Origin of the sequence: Halorhabdus sp. CUG00001 (assembly GCF_009797925.1) — an archaeon.
GTDB lineage: Archaea > Halobacteriota > Halobacteria > Halobacteriales > Haloarculaceae > Halorhabdus.
This window is the reverse complement of record NZ_VOLB01000001.1, coordinates 1,503,072-1,520,819: the sequence shown is the minus strand read 5'-3', so window position 1 is coordinate 1,520,819 and position 17,748 is coordinate 1,503,072. Positions and strand designations below refer to the sequence as shown.

At 65.0% G+C, this 17,748-nt stretch carries 18 protein-coding genes; 8 read left to right on the top strand and 10 right to left on the bottom strand.

Going from position 1 to position 17,748, the window contains the following annotated elements:
- Positions 1-20: 20 nt before the first annotated feature.
- The 5 genes from FR699_RS07605 to FR699_RS07585 form a co-directional block, all read right to left on the bottom strand.
- Positions 21-1,025, bottom strand: coding sequence for an alpha/beta hydrolase (locus tag FR699_RS07605; protein ID WP_158855056.1), 1,005 nt, complete (start codon positions 1,023-1,025; stop codon positions 21-23).
- Between the two features lie 74 nt (positions 1,026-1,099).
- Positions 1,100-3,157, bottom strand: a complete 2,058-nt coding sequence (gene uvrB, locus FR699_RS07600; protein WP_158855055.1) for an excinuclease ABC subunit UvrB — start codon at positions 3,155-3,157, stop codon at positions 1,100-1,102.
- Between the two features lie 134 nt (positions 3,158-3,291).
- Positions 3,292-4,059 carry a molybdopterin-binding protein gene (locus tag FR699_RS07595; RefSeq protein ID WP_158855054.1) on the bottom strand — a complete coding sequence of 256 codons (768 nt, stop codon included), beginning with the start codon at positions 4,057-4,059 and terminating at the stop codon, positions 3,292-3,294.
- A 76-nt stretch (positions 4,060-4,135) separates the two neighbouring features.
- The gene (locus FR699_RS07590) at positions 4,136-5,173 is read right to left on the bottom strand and encodes a trans-acting enoyl reductase family protein (protein WP_154551052.1); all 1,038 of its coding nucleotides are present in this window, start codon (positions 5,171-5,173) and stop codon (positions 4,136-4,138) included.
- A 105-nt stretch (positions 5,174-5,278) separates the two neighbouring features.
- Positions 5,279-5,908, bottom strand: coding sequence for a rubrerythrin family protein (locus FR699_RS07585; protein WP_154551053.1), 630 nt, complete (start codon positions 5,906-5,908; stop codon positions 5,279-5,281).
- Positions 5,909-6,014: 106 nt separating this feature from the next.
- On the opposite strand from FR699_RS07585, the gene FR699_RS07580 reads away from it, so the two are divergent.
- From FR699_RS07580 to FR699_RS07565, 4 genes are all read left to right on the top strand, one after another.
- A complete protein-coding gene (locus FR699_RS07580) occupies positions 6,015-6,851 on the top strand; it encodes an HTR-like protein (protein WP_154551054.1) in 837 nt (278 codons plus the stop codon).
- 76 nt (positions 6,852-6,927) lie between these two features.
- Positions 6,928-7,860: a hypothetical protein gene (locus tag FR699_RS07575; RefSeq protein ID WP_158855053.1), complete on the top strand. Its 933-nt coding sequence runs from the start codon at positions 6,928-6,930 to the stop codon at positions 7,858-7,860.
- On the top strand, positions 7,857-8,552 hold the full coding sequence (locus FR699_RS07570; RefSeq protein WP_154551056.1) for a hypothetical protein: 696 nt from the start codon (positions 7,857-7,859) through the stop codon (positions 8,550-8,552). Before FR699_RS07575 ends, FR699_RS07570 begins: the two co-directional genes overlap by 4 nt.
- 49 nt (positions 8,553-8,601) lie before the next feature.
- Positions 8,602-8,976: an RPA12/RPB9/RPC11 RNA polymerase family protein gene (locus FR699_RS07565; RefSeq protein WP_154551057.1), complete on the top strand. Its 375-nt coding sequence runs from the start codon at positions 8,602-8,604 to the stop codon at positions 8,974-8,976.
- 40 nt (positions 8,977-9,016) lie between these two features.
- Here the strand turns inward: FR699_RS07565 and FR699_RS07560 are convergent, their stop codons facing one another.
- The 4 genes from FR699_RS07560 to FR699_RS07545 all read right to left on the bottom strand — a co-directional run bounded on the left by FR699_RS07560 (position 9,017) and on the right by FR699_RS07545 (position 13,400).
- Entirely contained in the window at positions 9,017-9,232 is a 216-nt protein-coding gene (locus tag FR699_RS07560; protein WP_154551058.1) for a helix-turn-helix transcriptional regulator, read from the bottom strand.
- A gap of 1 nt (position 9,233) precedes the next feature.
- Positions 9,234-9,686 carry a hypothetical protein gene (locus FR699_RS07555; protein WP_158855052.1) on the bottom strand — a complete coding sequence of 151 codons (453 nt, stop codon included), beginning with the start codon at positions 9,684-9,686 and terminating at the stop codon, positions 9,234-9,236.
- Between the two features lie 118 nt (positions 9,687-9,804).
- Positions 9,805-12,243 (bottom strand): DUF5059 domain-containing protein, encoded by a 2,439-nt coding sequence (locus tag FR699_RS07550; RefSeq protein ID WP_158855051.1) that lies wholly within the window; start codon positions 12,241-12,243, stop codon positions 9,805-9,807.
- Between the two features lie 281 nt (positions 12,244-12,524).
- Positions 12,525-13,400 carry a ZIP family metal transporter gene (locus FR699_RS07545; RefSeq protein WP_158855050.1) on the bottom strand — a complete coding sequence of 292 codons (876 nt, stop codon included), beginning with the start codon at positions 13,398-13,400 and terminating at the stop codon, positions 12,525-12,527.
- A 172-nt stretch (positions 13,401-13,572) separates the two neighbouring features.
- Here FR699_RS07545 and FR699_RS07540 point away from each other — a divergent pair, with 172 nt between their 5' ends.
- The 4 genes from FR699_RS07540 (at position 13,573) to FR699_RS07525 (ending at position 17,198) form a co-directional block, all read left to right on the top strand.
- Positions 13,573-15,078: an NAD(P)/FAD-dependent oxidoreductase gene (locus FR699_RS07540; protein ID WP_154551062.1), complete on the top strand. Its 1,506-nt coding sequence runs from the start codon at positions 13,573-13,575 to the stop codon at positions 15,076-15,078.
- Positions 15,075-15,956, top strand: a complete 882-nt coding sequence (locus FR699_RS07535) for a prenyltransferase (RefSeq protein ID WP_158855049.1) — start codon at positions 15,075-15,077, stop codon at positions 15,954-15,956. Before FR699_RS07540 ends, FR699_RS07535 begins: the two co-directional genes overlap by 4 nt.
- A complete protein-coding gene (gene cruF, locus FR699_RS07530; protein ID WP_158855048.1) occupies positions 15,949-16,833 on the top strand; it encodes a bisanhydrobacterioruberin hydratase in 885 nt (294 codons plus the stop codon). The genes FR699_RS07535 and cruF overlap by 8 nt, the downstream gene beginning before the upstream one ends.
- 98 nt (positions 16,834-16,931) lie before the next feature.
- Entirely contained in the window at positions 16,932-17,198 is a 267-nt protein-coding gene (locus FR699_RS07525) for a hypothetical protein (protein ID WP_158855047.1), read from the top strand.
- Between the two features lie 55 nt (positions 17,199-17,253).
- Here FR699_RS07525 and FR699_RS07520 read toward each other — a convergent pair whose 3' ends face one another.
- Entirely contained in the window at positions 17,254-17,637 is a 384-nt protein-coding gene (locus tag FR699_RS07520; protein ID WP_158855046.1) for a hypothetical protein, read from the bottom strand.
- Positions 17,638-17,748: the final 111 nt, after the last annotated feature.

Here is a 17,748-nt window from a genome sequence, read left to right as displayed (position 1 = left end):
AGCCCGAATCGACCTCCGACCTATCGTTCTGAACGGGTACCGCCGAGGTGGGCGGTGAGGAACTGCCGCTGTTTCGCTCCCGTCTGTTCGCGCCACTCCGCGCTGTCGATCATGCCGTGGTCGGCCCCCTCGCCTGTGATCACCTCGACCGTCACGCCTGCGTCCCGGTAGGCGTCGGCGAGGACTGCCGTCGAACGAACGGGGACAACCCCGTCTTCCGTTCCGTGGACCAGCAACGCCGGCGGGTCGCCGCTGTCGACGTGTGTGACCGGCGATCCCTCCCGCAGCGTTTCCGCGTCCGCCTCGGGGCCGAAGAACGCAGCGACAAGCGGATTGTCCCCGATGCCGGCGTCGGTGAAGTCGTAGGGGCCACTATAGCCCACCAGCGCGTCGACGGCGACCGGGACGTCCGGATGAAAGTCTGCAGGCTGGAACCGTTCGTGTGCCGGGGCAACGGCGACGAGTGCTGCCAGGTGTGCGCCCGCGGAGTACCCCGCAAGCGCGCCCCGCTCCGGGTCGATGCCGTGGGCGTCGGCGTTGGCCCGGAGCCACTTCAGGGCCGCGACGACGTCCCGGACGGCCGCGGGATACTGCTTCTCTTGGGCCAGCCGGTACTGGACGTCCGCGACGACGAATCCAGCATCGACCAGTTCGTCGAACATCGGTCGGTATCCCTTGTCGCCGCCGATCCAGCCCCCGCCGTGGGCAAAGAGCACGAACGGTCGGTCGGTGCCTGCTGGCGGCTCGTAGAGATCGAGTTCGAGCGTCCGCTCTGGGGTCTCCCTGAACGGCACGTTCGTCTGTCGGTCGCCGTCGACACTGGTCGTCTCGGGACGCTCGGTATCGGCTGGGTCGGCTGTCGTTGTGGCTGGTGGTTCGTCGTCGCTTCGCGTCGGCCGATCGGTGGTCGTCGCTGGCAGCGGGTCCGTCGCTGTTTCGCCATCCCTCTCTATGCCCGTACAGCCGGCGACGGTAGCCATCACACTCGCCAATACGGTCCGACGCGACCAGCGACGTGCTGTCATACGTCACGGCTCACGCGAGACCGACAAAAAGCCCCGCATCCGGGCGGGTCCCGCTCGGTGCTGGCCCCGCTCGATCACCGCTCGGGGGCTGGTACGCCCTCCGCGCCAGGGTCCTCGGGGCCGTCGAGGTCGTACTCCTCGCGCAACTCCCGGATGCGATCGCGGATGTCGGCCGCGAGTTCGAACTCCAGGTTGTCGGCGGCCGCCTCCATGCGCTGTTGTAGCTCTTCGACCAGCCGCGCGGCGTCTTCCTCGTCGTTGGGGTCGGCGGTTGCCGACTCGCCAGTGTCTGTCTTGCTCCCGGGTAGATTCGTCTCGCCGATGGCCTTCTCGATGGTCGCCGGCTCGTGGCCGTGTTCTGCGTTGTACTCGCGTTGAATCCGTCGCCGGCGCTTGGTCTCCTCGATGGCTGCCTCCATGGCGTCGCTCGGATCGTCGGCGTACAGCACGACGTTCCCGTTGACGTTCCGGGCGGCCCGGCCCATCGTCTGGACCAACGTCGTCTCGCTGCGCAGGAACCCCGCCTGGTCGGCGTCCAGAATGCCCACCAGGCTTACCTCCGGAATGTCCAGGCCCTCCCGGAGGAGGTTGATCCCGACGAGGACGTCGAACTCCCCGGCCCGCAGCCCCCGGACCAGTTCGTGCCGTTCGAGCGTGTCGGTCTCGTCGTGCATGTACTCGACGGCGACGCCTGCCTCTTGGAGATACTCGGTGAGATCTTCGGCCATCCGTTTGGTCAGCGTCGTGACCAAGGCCCGCTCGTCGTCCGGGAGGCTGTCGAGACGATCCAGCAGGTCCTCGACCTGCGACTGGGCGGAGCTGACTTCGATTTCGGGGTCGACGAGATAGGTCGGACGGACGATCTGCTCGACGACCTGCGCGCTTTGCTCGCGTTCGTACTCGCCAGGCGTCGCGCTCACGTACAGCGTTTGGTCGGTCTTTTCCTCGAATTCCTCGAAGGTCAGCGGGCGATTGTCGTAGGCCGTCGGCAGGCGGAAGCCGTTCTCGACCAGCGAGTCCTTGCGGGATTTGTCGCCCGCGTACTGGCCCCGAATTTGGGGGATCGTCTGGTGGGACTCGTCGACGACCGTCAGGAAGTCATCGGGGAAGTAATCCAGCAGGGTGTAGGGGGCTTGGCCTGACTCCCGATCCGAGAGGTGGACGGAGTAGTTCTCGATGCCCGAACAGTAGCCGGTCTCTTCGAGCATCTCCAGATCGAAGGTCGTCCGCTCCTCGATGCGCTGGGCGGCCACCAGGTCGCCCTGGCGCTCGAAGTAACTGACCCGTTGGTCCAGCAGCTCCTCGATCTCCGCGATTGCGTCTTCCAGTCGCTGCTCGGGGATCGAGTAGTGTTCGGCGGGGTGGATCAGGGCCGCCGGTTCCTCGCTTTTGAGCTCGCTTTCCAGTGGATCGAGCTTCGAGATGCGGTCGATCTCCTCGCCCCAGAACTCGACGCGAAGGGCATACCGGCCGTACATCGGGTAGATCTCGACGGTGTCGCCACGGACGCGGAACGTGCCGTGGGTAAACTCGACGTCGTTGCGCTCGTAGTTCAGGTCGACGAGCCGGGCCAGTAACTCGTCGCGGTCGATCTCCTGGCCGACTTCGAGGTGCAGCGACATGTCGATGTAGTTTCTGGGGTCACCGAGGCCGTAGATGGCCGAGACCGAGGCGACGACGATCACATCGTCACGGGTTAGCAACGAGCGGGTCGCCGAGTGGCGCAGCCGATCGATTTCGTCGTTGATCGAGGCGTCTTTCTCGATGTACTTGTCGGTCTGTTCGACGTAGGCCTCGGGCTGGTAGTAATCGTAGTAGGAGACGAAGTACTCGACGGCGTTGTCCGGAAAGAGCTCCCGAAACTCTTCGTAGAGTTGGGCCGCCAGCGTCTTGTTGTGGGCGATGACCAGCGTCGGCTGCTGGATCTCTTCGACGACCCACGAGACGGTGTTGGTCTTGCCAGAGCCAGTGACACCGAGGAGGGTCTGTTCGTCCATGCCCTGCCGGAACCCGTCGGCGAGTTGTGCGATGGCGTCGGGCTGATCGCCTGCGGGATCGAACGGGGCCTCGACGCGGAACGTCGTCTCGGCATCGGGGCGGTCGGGCGAGAGAGGGCCGCCGGTGTCGCTCATTGTCCTAGCCATACCGCTTGATCTACTTGACGGCCTCGCTCGACTCAGCCCTCGACACGACGAGTTCTTCACAGTGCTCGAACAGGCTCACAGCTACGGGCGAGGGTCCGGGACTGGCCGCACGGATGGGTCCGTCACTCCGGCCCGCCAGTGGGCTCTTCGTCCGGGTCCCACTCGCGTTCGACTGGTGTCTCGCTGGCGTCGATCGTGTCCAGGAGCCAGGCTGCTGCGTCGTCGAGTGCCGTCTCGTCAGCGCCGGTGAGTTTGAGCCGGTTGTGGCGGGCGTCTTTGTCCGGATAGCAGCCGACTCGGATCTCGAAGCGGTCGCGTGCTTCGGTCAGGTCGGTGACGATGTTCGCTTCGGGCTCGACAGTGTAGAGGACCCGTTCAGTCACCTCGCCCGTGAACTCCTCGGCGATCGTCTCGAACATCGCTCGCATCTCGCTTGGGATCCCCGGTAAGACGTAGACGTTGTCCAGCCGACAGCCCGGTGCTAACCCTTCGGGATTGGACAACCGTTTGGCCCCCTCCGGGATGGCGGCTTCCGCCTCGATATCGATGTCGAGTTCGGGCACCGACTCGCCAACCGCAGCCAGTCGCTGCTGGACGTGGGCGATGGCGAGATCGCTGGCGACCAACGTTCGATCGAAGGCGTCCGCGACGGCCTCCATCGTCACGTCATCAGGCGTTCCACCGATCCCACCGGTGACGATCACGGCATCGAAGGCTTCACTGTGTGCTCGTGTCCGCTCGGCGATCACGTCCCGATCGTCGGGAACGGTGAGTATCCGTCGGACTGAAACGCCTCGGGCCGTCAACGCCGAGGCGAGCCACGTACCGTTGGTGTTGTCGATATCACCGGCCAGTAGCTCTTCGCCGACGGTGAGCACGGAGACGTCCATCGGTGTCACGCTCCGGGTGCCACAGTTGTCAGCCTTCTGTTGTATCGAGACGACCAGGCGCTATTCGACAGCGGACTCATTCGTCGACGAACCCGGCGACCCCGTCCAGATTCAGGACGTATTCGGGTCCGAACGCCGTGGCTGGCGTCTGGTAGCCGGCCAGGTCGGCATCGGCGTCGATCCGTTCGAGGGCTGTCGTCGCCGCATCAACCGTCAACGCGTACGTTTCGGGCGTCTCCAGCCGCGACGTCACCGTCTTCTCGCCGTCGCTCACTTCTCCCCACAGGGAGACTCGATCGCGCTGCCGTGCGCGCTCGGACGGCCCGCTGACGAACGTCCGGGCGAGTGCCTGTAATCCGCGCTTGACCGTGGGAGCTGCCAGCAGCGGTGAGACAGCGGCACTCGCCCGGAGCAGGTACTCGGCGTACTCGGGAGCGGACAGGTACACTTCGATGGTCTCGATACCCGTCGAATAGTAGGCCGTCGAGACGTCGCCCATCGGCGCGCTGACGGCGTGTGTCGGTCCGGTTCCGAAGTCGATGGTCCGGGTTCGCGATCCGGGCGGTTCCGATTGGAGTCGCCCGTCCCGTCGCACCATCCCGCCCGCACCAATCTGGTCGAGTGCCGTTGCCAGCGTCCCGCCCGAGACAGAGCCCGGCGTGTCGATTCCCAGTCTGAGTTGCGTCCCAGTCGGCAGTCTATCGTGGAGATGGGCGGCCAGACAGTCGGTCGGAACGACGTCGAAACCCACGCCCGCCAGGAGACAGATGTCTGCGTCTTCGGCGTCCCGGTCGCGTTCGGCCAGCGCCTCGAAGACGGGGATCTCGCCAGTGATATCGAGATAGTCCGTTCCGGTTGCCAGACAGGCCTCGACCATCGGGTCGGCGGTTTTGTTAAAGGGACCCGCGCAGTTGAGAACGGCGTCGATCCCGTCGAGATTGTGTCGTGCCTCCGCGACGGGGAACACACGGGAGTCGACGTCCAGTTGGAACGCGAGGCCGCGCGTTTTCGTCCCGTTGCGCCCGCCGAGGACGACATCGAGACCCCGATCGACGGCCTCCCGGGCGACGAGTTCGCCCGTGTACCCGTAGGCCCCGTAGATGAGAACGGTCATATGGTCTACGTCGGGGCTCGCCAACAAAAGAATGCGTGCTCACATTCCGCGTGCGCCGAGACCGGACTATGTATTTCTGGAATTCGGCCCGTGGCCACTCGTCGCTCAACAGACCGGCTTGGGGTTGACGCCCATCGACTCCAGGGACTCCGTGTAAGCGTCGTAGGCTTCCTGGATCGCGCCACTCGCGGCTTCAGCCGCCCGCTCCCAGTCGCCTTCGCCGTCGCAGATCGATTCGAGTAACTCGCCGGCCCGGTCCAGTTGCGGGTCGAGGTCCCCGCCGACATCCCGGAACAGCTGTGCGGTCTGGGGATCGGCCTCACCGACGAAGTAGCCCGTAAACTGTTCTTTTGACTTCTCGGCGGCGATCGTCCGACCGACGAACCCACCCAGGCGATCGACCGTTCCATCGAGAGCACGGAGGTACTGCTGGATCGCGGGGACGCTTTCGCCCGGTTCGTGCTCGTCGAGCTGTCCGGCGACGCGCTCGTAGTGGTCGCGTTCCTCGGCGGCTGTCTCTGCGAAAGCGTCGGCGACCGCGCCGGTGTCCTCGGTGTCGGCCCACTGCTGATAGGTGACGGCGGCGTGGTGTTCGGCGTCGGCGGCCGCCGAGAGGACCGTCTCGTCGTCCATGTCCCCGTCCGTATCGGCATAGAGGGCTTTCGAGGAGCCCAGCCGCGAGAGGGCGGTGTCGTTGTCGGCACGAATTTGCTCGATGAAGGCGTCTTCGTCCATAGTGTGTCGTTGACTCGCCGCCGGTTAGAAGCCACCGGTGGCTGCAAACGTCACAGGCGTCTCCGCCCGGCGTAACACACAAGCGGACTGGCCGTGACCGTGGGGTATGGAGCGCATCCCCTTGGGTATCCAGCAGTTGGATTCGCTGATCGACGGCGGGGCACCCCGCGGGACAGTCGTCTTGCTCTCGGGCGAATCGGGGGCCGGCGCACGCGAGTTCATGTACACGGCCGCGACGATGAACGGCCTCGCGAGAGGCAACGAGGACCTGCACGATCTGTATTACGGCGATCTCGCGGCAAACGCGACGCTTCCCGAGGAGATCCACTACGTCTCCTTTACTGCGGGGGAGTCACAGTTCCGCTGGGAACTCTCACAGACCTTAGAGACGGATATCGTCGACGGTGCCACAGAGGCGATCACGTTCCACGATCTCTCGACTGACTTCTTTCACGCCAGTCCACTCCCCCGGGAGTGGTACGCCCAACGCACGCCGAGCGTGACCGACCTGCGTTCCCGGACCGACCGGGAGGGGTTGCTGTCGGCCTTTGGTGACCTGATGACCGACAATGCGGCCGATAACCTCGTCGTGATCGATTCGCTGACGGATCTCGTCGCCGCCAACGACGAGGACGTCTCCTGGCCTGACATCACGTACGTCCTCAAGGGCCTCCAGAAGGCGGCCCATCGCTGGGACGGACTCGTTCTTGCCCACATCAATCACGAGACACTCTCGTCTGAGCGCCTCGGTCAGCTCGTCGATGCCGTCAACGGAACCATGCGCTTTGAGTGGGAGAGCGGCGGCAGCACCCGCGCCCGGACGCTCGTCGTCAAGCAATTTCGAGGTGTGCTCTCTCAGCTCGAAGACGAGAATATCGTGCGCTTCGAGACCGAGATCGACGACGACGGGTTCGACATCTCGGACGTCCGGAAGATCCGTTGAGGCGCTCCCCTCGGCAAGTATCGATCCTGGGAACGAGTGGCAAACCCTTAACTATCCGCTCGATGAACTGCCAGTGATGGGAAGCGAGTCGACCGAGTCGCAAGACGTGACGGCGTCGCTACCCGCGGACCTGGCTGAGTGGCTCGACGAGCGGGCCGCGGAGCTTGACGTCGACCGCGACGTGGTGCTCGAACAGCTCGTGGCAGCCTACCGGCAGACTGCAGACCGCGACGACGACAGTCCCGCCGATGTCGGGCCGACGGCCGTCGATCGCGACCGAATCGAAGCCGTCGTGGCTGACGTCCTCGCCGAAGAAAAACCTGCGATCGCCGAGGATGTCGCCTCGGCGGTCGGCGAGCGCTTCGCGGACAGCGAGGCCGTCGAGGAACGCATCGCGACCGCCGAGCGGAACTTCCAGTCGAAACTCCAAGACGTCCGCGAGCGGGTCGTTCAGGTCAAACGCGAGACTGACGAAAAGGCACCGGCCGATCACGACCACGACGCCTTCGAGCGACTCGATGCGATCGACGACCGACTGGCTGATATCGAGGCTGCGATGGCGGCCCTCGAAGCGGAGATCGAGGCCGCACCCGATGCCGACGAGTTGGCAGCACTGCAAGCGTCACTGGAAGCACTCGATGGCACTACCGACACGCACGACGACCGTCTGGCCGACGCCGAGGAGAAACTCCGGACTGTCGCCTGGGCGGTCAGCGATCTCCGGGACACACAGCAACAGCGTGGCACCGACACGCTCGAACGGCTCAAGGCCGCTGCGGCCGGGCACGACGTTAGCCGGGCAGTCTGTCAGAACTGTGATAATGCCGTCGAAATAGCGCTGTTGACCCGGCCGGCCTGTCCGCACTGCAACGCCGCGGTGACCAACGTCGAGCCCGCGAGTGGCTTTTTCAGCAAGCCCGCACTGGTCGTTGCATCCCAGATCGAGGCTGGCGACACCAGTGGTCGAGACGGGGACATCTCGGCGACAGGACAGGGAGACTGGCGATGAGTGACGACGACGATCCGGACGGAGACTCCCACTCGGCGGCGGACGAAGACACTGCGGCGGGCGATCCGTTCGAGGCGATCTCTGCGGGTGACGACGCGCCACTCGCCCCTACCGATGGTGGGGACGAAGACCCCTTCGAGCGGATCGACGTCGACGATCGCCCGGCCGACCCGTTCGCTGATCTCGGCGACCAACAGGCCGATGCCCGTGGCGACGCTGCATCGGAGACCGGTCGCTTCGATGCCTTTGGTTACGACGACCGGACCGATTCGACCCCGGCAGATGCCGCCCACCAGCCCGAGACAGGCGCTGACGCCGACGAGCAGCCCGTCGTCGACAGTGATGTCGACGATCCGTTCGATCGGCTCGGTGTCGATCGCCGTGGGGAGGCTCCGTTCGATCGACTCGGCGAGGGCCGGGTAGTCGACGCCGAACGCGATTCCGAGCTGTGGGAGGCACTCTCTCGGAGCGAGGCCGAACCCGAGACCGAACGCCAGGGCCAGCGGCGCTTTGCCGAGGTGGACAAACACTCGTACTGTGAACGGTGTGAATACTTCTCGAAACCGCCCGACGTGGCGTGTTCTAACGACGGAACGGACATCATCGAGTTCGTCGACAGCGAGACCGTCCGGGTGGCCGACTGCCCGATCGTCGCCGAGCGCGAGGAACTGGCCGACTACGAGCCCGACTAGGCGCACAGACGTGTCACTTTAGACCCTCTGGCCCGTCCGTGTGAGTAGCATGCAGTTCTGTGATGAGTGTGGCTCGATGATGCACGCCGTCGAACGGAGCTCGACGAGCAATCAGCACTCTTCGAGTTCTGATGACGCCGACGGCGACGAGATGGTCTGTCAGAGTTGCGGCTATCGTGAGGCCAAAGATCAGGAGCTGGCCGAGGACTTCGTTTCGACGGAAGACCAGAGCGACGACGACCTGATCGAGACCGAGGAAGACGCGAACTTCGAGGGCAAGCCCACCGCTGATGACGTGCACTGTGACGAGTGTGGCCACGGCCACGCCTGGTACACGATCAAGCAGACCGGCTCCGCGGACGAACCGCCGACACGCTTTTTCAAGTGCAAAGAGTGTGGGCACCGCTGGCGCGGGTACAGCTGAGCGACGCCTGTGATGCGGAAGTCGGCGTCAGGATCGTCGTTCAGGCGGGATCCGTACTCTCTGGCAGGTCGAAGACGTCCTCGATGCGGGCGTCGAACTCGCGGGCAATCTGCCAGGCCAGTTCCAGGGAGGGGTTGTACTCACCTTTCTCGACGTAGAGGATCGTCTGGCGAGTGACGCCGACCCGATCGGCGAGTTCGGCCTGAGTCAACCCGGCGTCCTCGCGTCGCTCTTTGACCGTCGTCTCGAAGTCCATCCTACCCCTCCAACCGCCGGGCCCGGAGCAGGTTCCAGCCTTTGTGGGCCACCGAAGAGGCGATCGCGGTCATCCCGACCCAGACGAAGACGATCTCGCCTTGTTGGATGAACGTCTCGACCGGGCCAGATAGACTGCCCTGTGCGTCGAGCAGTGCGCCGAGGACGTACGCGAGGAACCCGATCGCGAACAGCGCGTACAGTGCCCGACTGGCAGCCGTCCGAATCAGCCTTCGGACACGCTCGTCGTTTTCCTCGATCCCGAGTCGAGTCCCCAGCCATCGACTCGCCGGGAGAAATCCGACGAACAGCACGCCACCCAGCGCCAGCAGTGGTGCCGACTCGAATCTGATCCCGGCGTTCACCAACCCGATCACTATTAGCAGGTAGAGCGCTCGGACAACCCGGTACAGCGTCTGGGGGCTTCCGACTCCGATGTTAGGTCTATTTAACATAGGGTGTTGGAAATATCTTACACCAAGCAAGTTATTTCTTGTGGCGTCTTCGGTCGGTGGGCTGGTGCGATTGCGCTCAACACCGCCCGTCTAGACCGCCAATAAAAGGGATTCCCGGCTATTCGACGACGATCGTCCCGACCATGCCGACGGCCTCGTGGGGGATGCAGACGTAGCCGTGCTCGCCGGTCGTCTCGAAGGTGTGGACGTACGATTGGCCCGATTGGACGGCCCCTTCGCCGTTTGTCCAGCCCTCGCGAGCAGCTTCCTCGCTATCGAAGCCGCCGGAGGCCCAGTACTCGGCATCGTCGGGGATCTTCTCCTCGTAGGCGCTGACCGAGTGGGGTTCGCCACCGACGAACGTCCAGGCGACGGTATCGCCACTTTCGACGGTCAATTCTTCGGGCTCGAAGGCCGCGGCCGTCATGTCGACGACGTGGTCGGCGTCCTCGGGGACGCCCTCGACGACGTTGGGGCCACCCGAGAGATTGCTGTTGTGCCCGCCACTCGAACTCTCCTCGCTGTGGCCACCCGAGGGTGCGCCAGCCAGGTCGAGATCGAGCGGCACGTCCTCGCTGGCATCGACCAGGGCGAACTGTGCGTACTGGGTGGCGTTGGCGAAGGACTCGGCGGCGCTTGCGACGTCGCCACCGCCGTCCAGTGCCTCGACTAACCCTTCCAGCGATGCCTCGAAGGTCTCGTAGGCGTTGCGGTCGGCCTCCTCGAGGAGTTCGTGGACGCGCGCACTCTCGAAGCGAGCGAAGGCATCTTCGGCGATGCCGAGTGCGACCTCACGCTGGGGACCGCCCGCAGCTTCGACGACGGCGTAGGCCGAGGCGACGGCCTCGCCGCCGAAGGTCTTTGTCGGCGGGTAGACGGGCTCGCCGTTCTCGGCGGCCTGGCTCACCGCACCGATGGCTGCCTCGAAGGCCTCGTAGGTCTCGGCGTCGGCGTGTTCCAGGGCTTCGTGGTAGCCGCCGGGGTCGCCCTCGAAGTGCTCGAAGACCCGTTGGGCGATGGCTTGGGCGCGATCGTCGTTGCCCAGCGTATCGAGGACGGCAGCGTCGAATCCGCGCGCGGTGACGATGGCAGCCTCGCCCGCGCTCACGACCGGCGTTTCGGCGGCGGTCGTCGCGTATTCCAGCAACGTCGAGTGGATGCCCTCGTCGTGGGTCCTGACGGCCTCGTCGTCGCCGGCCTCGAAAGCGTCGATCAGGCCCGCGAGGTGTTCCTCCTCGAAGGCGTCATAGAGGTCCTCGCTCGTCTCCTCGACGGCCTCGTGGAACCCGAGTTCGTCCTCCTCGAAGCGGGCAAACAGGTCCTGGGCGATCGACGCCGCCGCGTCACCCTTGTCGCGACGATAGCGCTCGCGGGCGTCGGCGACCCGAGCCCGGAAGAACGCGGCGGCCAGGACCGGTGCCGCCTCGCCGGTCAGTGCTTCGATCCCGGCCACGAGATTCTCGTCGACGGTCGCCAGCGGCTCCGCAATGTCCTCGCCCTCCTCGATGGCCGTCTGGAGGGCTTCGAGTCCGGATTCGAACCCTTCGTAGGCGTCGGCGGCCGCGGATTCGAGGCCGTCGTGGGCGCGTGCGCCCTCGAAGTGTGCGAAGACGTCGGTCACGACCGTGGCGGCCTGCTCGCGTTCGCCCGCTGCGACCAGCCAGGCGGCATCGGCGACCCGGGCTCGGTACGTGGTCAGCGTCGCGGCGTGTGCGACACCGAGTGAGGGGCCGCCCAACGAAGCAAGCGCTGCAGCGTCCCAGCCCATCGCACCGAACAGTGCGACGTGGCCGGCCCCTGCTGCGTGCTCGTCGTCAGCCAGGCTATAGCTCCCGGCCACGGCGGTCTCGACGGCCAGATCGGCGTTGGCCATCGCCGACTCGCTGTTGCCCGAGCCAGCGTTCGAAACGAGATTCTCCAGACTCCCCTCGAAGGAATCGAAAGTGTCGCTGTCAGCGGACTCGAAGGCACTCCCGAGACCGTCTTCGAAGCGTGCCTGTGCATCCTCGGCGACGGTCGCGGCGGCGTCGGGATTGTCCGTTTCGAGCAGGAACGCGGTGTTCTGGACGGTTGCCGCGAGAGCCTGCAGATCGTAGGCCTGTGCCGTCCCCTCGCTGAGCAGTGCGCCCTGGGCGTCGGCCAAATGGCCGGTCGCGGTGTCGGCGGCGTCGCTGGCCCGCTGGAGATCACCCGCAGACAGTCCCTCCGATCGAAGGGCACCCAGCGCCGACTCGAAGCCCTCGTAGGCCTCGCTGTCGGTCCCTTCGAGCATCTCGTGAGCGCCGTACTCGCCGCCCGCATTCTCGAAGCGTGCGAAGACGCTTTGGGCGAGGGCGCCACCGGCGTCGGGTGCCCCGGCCCGTCCCAGTGCGACCGCGTCTCGCACTCTGGCTCGCATGGTGTTCCACTCGGCCGCGACGGCCGCGTTTGCGTCCGCCTGGCCATTCCTACCCGACCCGCCCTCCGTCGTCGTCTCTTCAGGGGCCGAACAACCTGCTAGCCCGACTGTCCCTAACAACGCTGCGCCGCTCGCCAGTACCTCCCGTCTGGATGGCATTGGAATTTAGGCTCGCCTAATCAGACATAAGGGCATCGGTTTTAGGTAGACCAAAACCGTGTGGAATCGGGATCTCTCCGCGCTGTGACTCACTGGTTTGCGGTCGGGCCAGGCACCGATGCCATCGTCGGCTTGGACTCAGCTTCCCGGTTGCGACCGTCGAAGCGCGTCCCTGGTGGGTTCCTGTGGCGTCGCCTCGCTGATCCCGACGACGACGAATTGGCCAAAATGGGCAGTCCTAAGACCGTTTCGTCCTCGATACGCGCGAGGGGGTGTGCGGACTACGTGACGAGTGCCCAGGCGACGACGACCGCGAGGCCGCCCAGGGTCGTCGAGAACAGCGACTGGACGCGGAGGCGATCGAGCAGTTCGTGGGAGGTCTCGGTCATCCCCGCAGCCTGGTCGATCTCGCCGCCGACCTCACACGAGGGCAGGAAGTCCATCGCAATGTGGAGGAAAACCCCCGCGGCGAACCCGAAGACGACGGCGTTTATCGCCGGTGTACTCGGCAGATTCACCATCGCGACCGGGAGGGCCGTCAGCCCGACGCCGGCCGCCGGCAACAACAGCGGAACGGTCGAGTTCCCGTCTAGCGCCAGCCGACGCGCAGCAGCGTACCCCGCCGGCCCCTTATGGGAGATGATCGATAATCCCAGCAGGAGGCCGAGATCCGGCATCTGGCCGTAGATGAGTCCGATGATCAATCCCGCCGAGAGCGCGTGAGCCGCCAGTTCGGTCGCCGTCGTGTCCATCGGGAGATCCAAATGGGAGAGCCGGTGACCGATCGTGTGAGCGTTGTAGCCCACGAGGATCCCGGCAGCGATGCCGAACCCACCGAGGCGTGGATCCTGGCTGATAGTGATTGCTTGCGGGACGAGAAACGCCGCGGCGCTGGCGATCATCGCACCGCTTGCCAGTCCGTATCCCCACACGAGTCTCCGGGGGTGGCGCCCGTTCGACCAGGCGCCGAGGAGTGCGCCGCCAGCCATCGCCCCGAAGGCAACCCACGAAATGACGACGAGCTTTCCCACCCCCCGACTGTCGCCGAATCCAGCCACTGCAAGTGCCGTCAGTCCGAGCAATATTGCCGTCGAGAGGCCCCCCAGAAGCGTCTCCGATCGAGAGTTATTAAGAACGGCTTGGTTATTATTACTCATCGGCCGGTTGTTCCCGACCGACGGGTATGAACGTGTCGGTGGGACTCGACGCGGCGGAGCTACCGTGAGTTGAGACCCATCGGGCAAGCGCCCGGTCTGTGTGATCGGGTTCCCGTCCTCGATCGCTCTTCGTGCCGACATTTAAGCGGGTGCCGGTCGTTGGTTGGGCTCGATGACAGCACCAACGAACGCCGACGTGACGATTGTCGGTGGGGGCTTTGGCGGCCTTTCGGCCGCGTGCCACCTTGCCGACGCCGGTGTGGACGTCACCGTCCTCGAAAAGAACGACGCCGTGGGCGGGCGGGCCAGCCGCCTCGAACGCGACGGGTTCGTCTTCGACATGGGCCCGTCGTGGTACCTGATGCCGGAAGTGTTCGAACGTTTCTTCGAGCACTTCGACCACGAACCCACCGACTACTACGAACTCGAACGGCTGGACCCCCACTACAAGATTTTCTTCAAGGACGGGGACGAGGTCGACATCAGCGCCGATCGCAACGAGAACCGCGAACTCTTCGAGTCCTACGAGGCGGGCGCTGGCGAGGCCTTCGACGACTATCTCGCGACGAGCCAGCGCCATTACGAACTGTCGATGGAGAACTTCGTCTACGAGTACCGGCCGACCTGGAAAGACTGGGTCGATCCGGCGCTCATGAAGACCGGCACGCTCGGGCTGAAGCTACTCGGCTCGATGCAGGGCCACGTCGAGGACTATTTCGAGAATCAGAAACTCCGCCAGATCGTCCAGTACACGCTTGTCTTCCTCGGTGGCTCGCCCAAAAACACGCCCGCGATCTACAACATGATGAGCCACGCCGATTTCAATCTCGGCGTCTATTACCCCCAGCCAGTCGATGGCGGGCCGGGCGGGATCGGGGCTGTCGTCGACGCGATCGTCGATCTCGCCGAGGAGTTGGGTGTGACCATCGAGACCGACACCGAAGTCACGGAGATCACGCGCCGCAAGGAGGGATTTCTGGTCGAGACGGCCGAGGGAGAACAGCGCCGACCCGACACCGTCGTCGCCAACGCCGACTACGCCCACGCCGAACAGGATCTCATGCCGGCCCACGAGCGCCAGTACGATGCCGAGTACTGGGACGACCGGACCTACGCGCCCTCGGCGTTCTTGCTGTATCTGGGCGTCGAAGGCGACGTGCCCGAGTTGGCCCACCATTCCCTGGTCATGCCGACCGACTGGGAAGCGTACTTCGACGACATCTTCGAGGACCCGGCCTGGCCTGATGATCCCTCCTACTATCTCTGTGTTCCCTCCAAGACCGACGACGATGTCGCGCCAGAGGGCCACACCAACCTCTTTGCCCTGGTCCCGATCGCCACCCGCCTCGACGATCCCCAGGAGACGCGAGACCGGTATCGCGACAAAGTGATCGCCGACATCGCCGAGAACACCGGCGTCGATCTCGAAGACCGGATCGTTCTCGAAGAACAGTTCTCTATCTCGGAGTTCGGCGAGCGCTACAACGCCACGAAGGGCACGGCGATGGGGCTCGCTCACACCTTGCGCCAGACGGCCATGTTCCGTCCGCCGATCGAATCCTCGAACGTCGAGGATCTGTACTTTACCGGTGGCTATACGACGCCAGGGGTCGGCGTCCCGATGTGTCTGATCAGCGGCGAGCACGCGGCCGAGGCGGTGCTTTCGAACAGTCGATGATGGCGACGACGTCACGGCGTCCCGGGCGTTCGAGTCTGCTCGACCGGGTGCGGTACCTGCTGGTCCTTTCCCGACCCCGGTTTTGGCTGTATCTGGCCGGACCGGTCGTCATTGGGGTTGTCTACGCCGCCGAATCGACAGCGGAGCTGATCACCCCACTCTCGGTCGCGCTGTTCGCCTACTTTCTCGTGCCCGCGAACGTCTTCCTCTACGGTGTCAACGACGTCTTCGACGTCGATATCGACGTCGAGAATCCGAAAAAGGAAGACGGGCCGGAAGCGCGCTTCTCCGGGGACCGGTGGGTTCTTGGGGTCGTGCTCGTCTCGGGACTGCTCGCGCTTCCCTTTGCCTTCGTCGTCGGGCCTGCAGGCAAAGTCACCCTGGCGGGATTCCTCGTTCTCGCCGTCGAGTACAGCGCCCCACCGTTCCGGTTCAAGACGACGCCTGGCCTCGATTCACTCTCGAACGGACTGTACGTCCTGCCCGGCGTCCTCGCGTTCACGGCCGTTGCGGGCCAGCTCCCGCCCCTCCCGGCGATCGTCGGCGGCTGGCTCTGGACGATGGCGATGCACACCTTCTCGGCGATCCCCGACATCGAACCTGATCGCCGGGCTGGCATCGCTACGACGGCGACGGTCCTGGGCCAGCGCCGGACCTACGCCTACTGTGGGGCCGTCTGGGCGCTTGCAGCCGGTGCCTTCGCCCTGGTTCACCCACTGCTGGGTACTGTCCTCGCCGTCTACCCGCTCTTGCAACTCGTCATTGCCGTCTCGGACGTGGTGGTCGACCGCGCCTACTGGTGGTTCCCGGCGATCAACACCGTCGTCGGGACCGTCCTGACGATGGGCTATCTCTGGAGGGTGATGTACGGTGGTTGACCTCGACCGCCGGCGATTCGAGGCGCGACTCGACAGGTTGGTCGCCGACAATCGCTTCACTATCGCGGTGACGTTCCCCGCGATCGGCGCCGTCATGCTCCTCGCCAGCGCCGAAGGCTGGTTCCCGGGGATTCTCGAGTTCAACCCCTATCTGGTTCTCTTTGGGACCGCCGTGATGCGCCTGCCGCTGATCGCCGGGATCGCCCCCCTGGTCGACCGCCGGGCCGGCCTCGCGATCGTCGCCCTGACACTCTACACCTACGGGATCGAATTCACGGGCGTGCTGACTGGACTCCCCTATGGCCACTTCGAGTACGCCATCGACCTCGGACCGATGTTGCTCGACACCGTCCCGGCAGCCCTGCCGATCTTCTTTTTCCCACTGGTGTTGAACGCTTACCTGCTCTGTCTGCTCTTGCTCGGTGACCGTGCCTCGCTGACGCGGGTCCGGCTTCCGGCGGTCATCGCGACCGTCCTGGCGATGGACCTCGTGTTGGATCCAGGAGCGGTCGGACTCGGTTTCTGGGAGTATGCACCCCCGCTGTCGGGCGATGGTCTGTGGGCGGGTGCGACGGCTGCCCAGTTCTACGGTGTCCCGCTGTCGAACTACCTCGGATGGGTACTGAGTGCCAGCGTCGCCGTGCTCGCGTTCGATCTGGGCTTTCAGCGGGCTGGACTGCTCGACCGACTGGAACGGACGGGCTTCATGCTCGACGACCTCGTGAGTTTCGTGATCCTGTGGGGCGCGATCAACGCCTGGTACGGCAACTGGCTCGCGGTCGCTGTGGCCGGACTGTTCGGAGTCGGGCTGTTGGCGACCGACCGCTTCGACTTTGCTGTCCGGGAAACCGTTCCGCTGGTTCGCTCTCGGCAGTGATTTCGGGCGTCTCGAGGCGGCGCCTCTCACGTCCGAGATACCACCCTCGTTTTGCCACCAGCGCCAGCCATTTTGTGGGTGGCCTGCCACCACCAGCTATGACACGCACCAAACTCGAGACCGCAAGCGAGCGACTCGATTCGGCCGCCGACAGTGCCAAGACGAACGCAGATCGCCTCGCCGATCTCGCCGCTCAACTCGACCAGTTGGCCGAAGCCGACCGCGGTCCGGATCACGGTCGCATGGCCCGCATCCAGACCGCACTCGACGAGATCCAGCAAGAGACGGCCGACGAGACGGCAGCGACCATCGAGGATGCCCGAACGGCGATCAGCGAGTACCGGGCGACTGTCGATGGCGTCTAAGCCACGAACGACCGAACACGATTGGGACACGGTCACCGGGGACCCAGTATCCCACTCAGCCGGCCGTGGTTCGGTTGTCGACGGTCCACTCGTCTTCAGCGTAGGCCTGTAAGCGCCCGAAGAACCGTCGGAGGCCCGCTGCCTCCGTTTCGGGGAGCACGTGCAATCGGATCGCCCCGTCCCGTATCGACGCCCGGAACACGTCACCGGTCTCTCGGTCTCTGACCAGATAGACGACCATCGGTAGATCGTGGAAATCCCCGTACTGATACGGGCCATCGTCGAGGACGCCATCGAGGTAGGCCCGCAAGGTCGCTTCCGGACGTTGCTCCGCCGGTTCGAGTCGGAACAGCGTGGTGCCCTCGTAGGAGAGGCGGCCCGCCCGATCGTATTCCCGCTGTGGACGGGATTCGATCTCGAATGCGGGGTCGCTAGCCATGGTACCACTTCTCACTTGGTCGCTATCCGTTTTGAACGTACGGGCGGTATTGCAACCTGGCCGGCAGCGTTTGACTGTCCAAGGGCGGACAGGGGCAACGCCTGTGGCGAA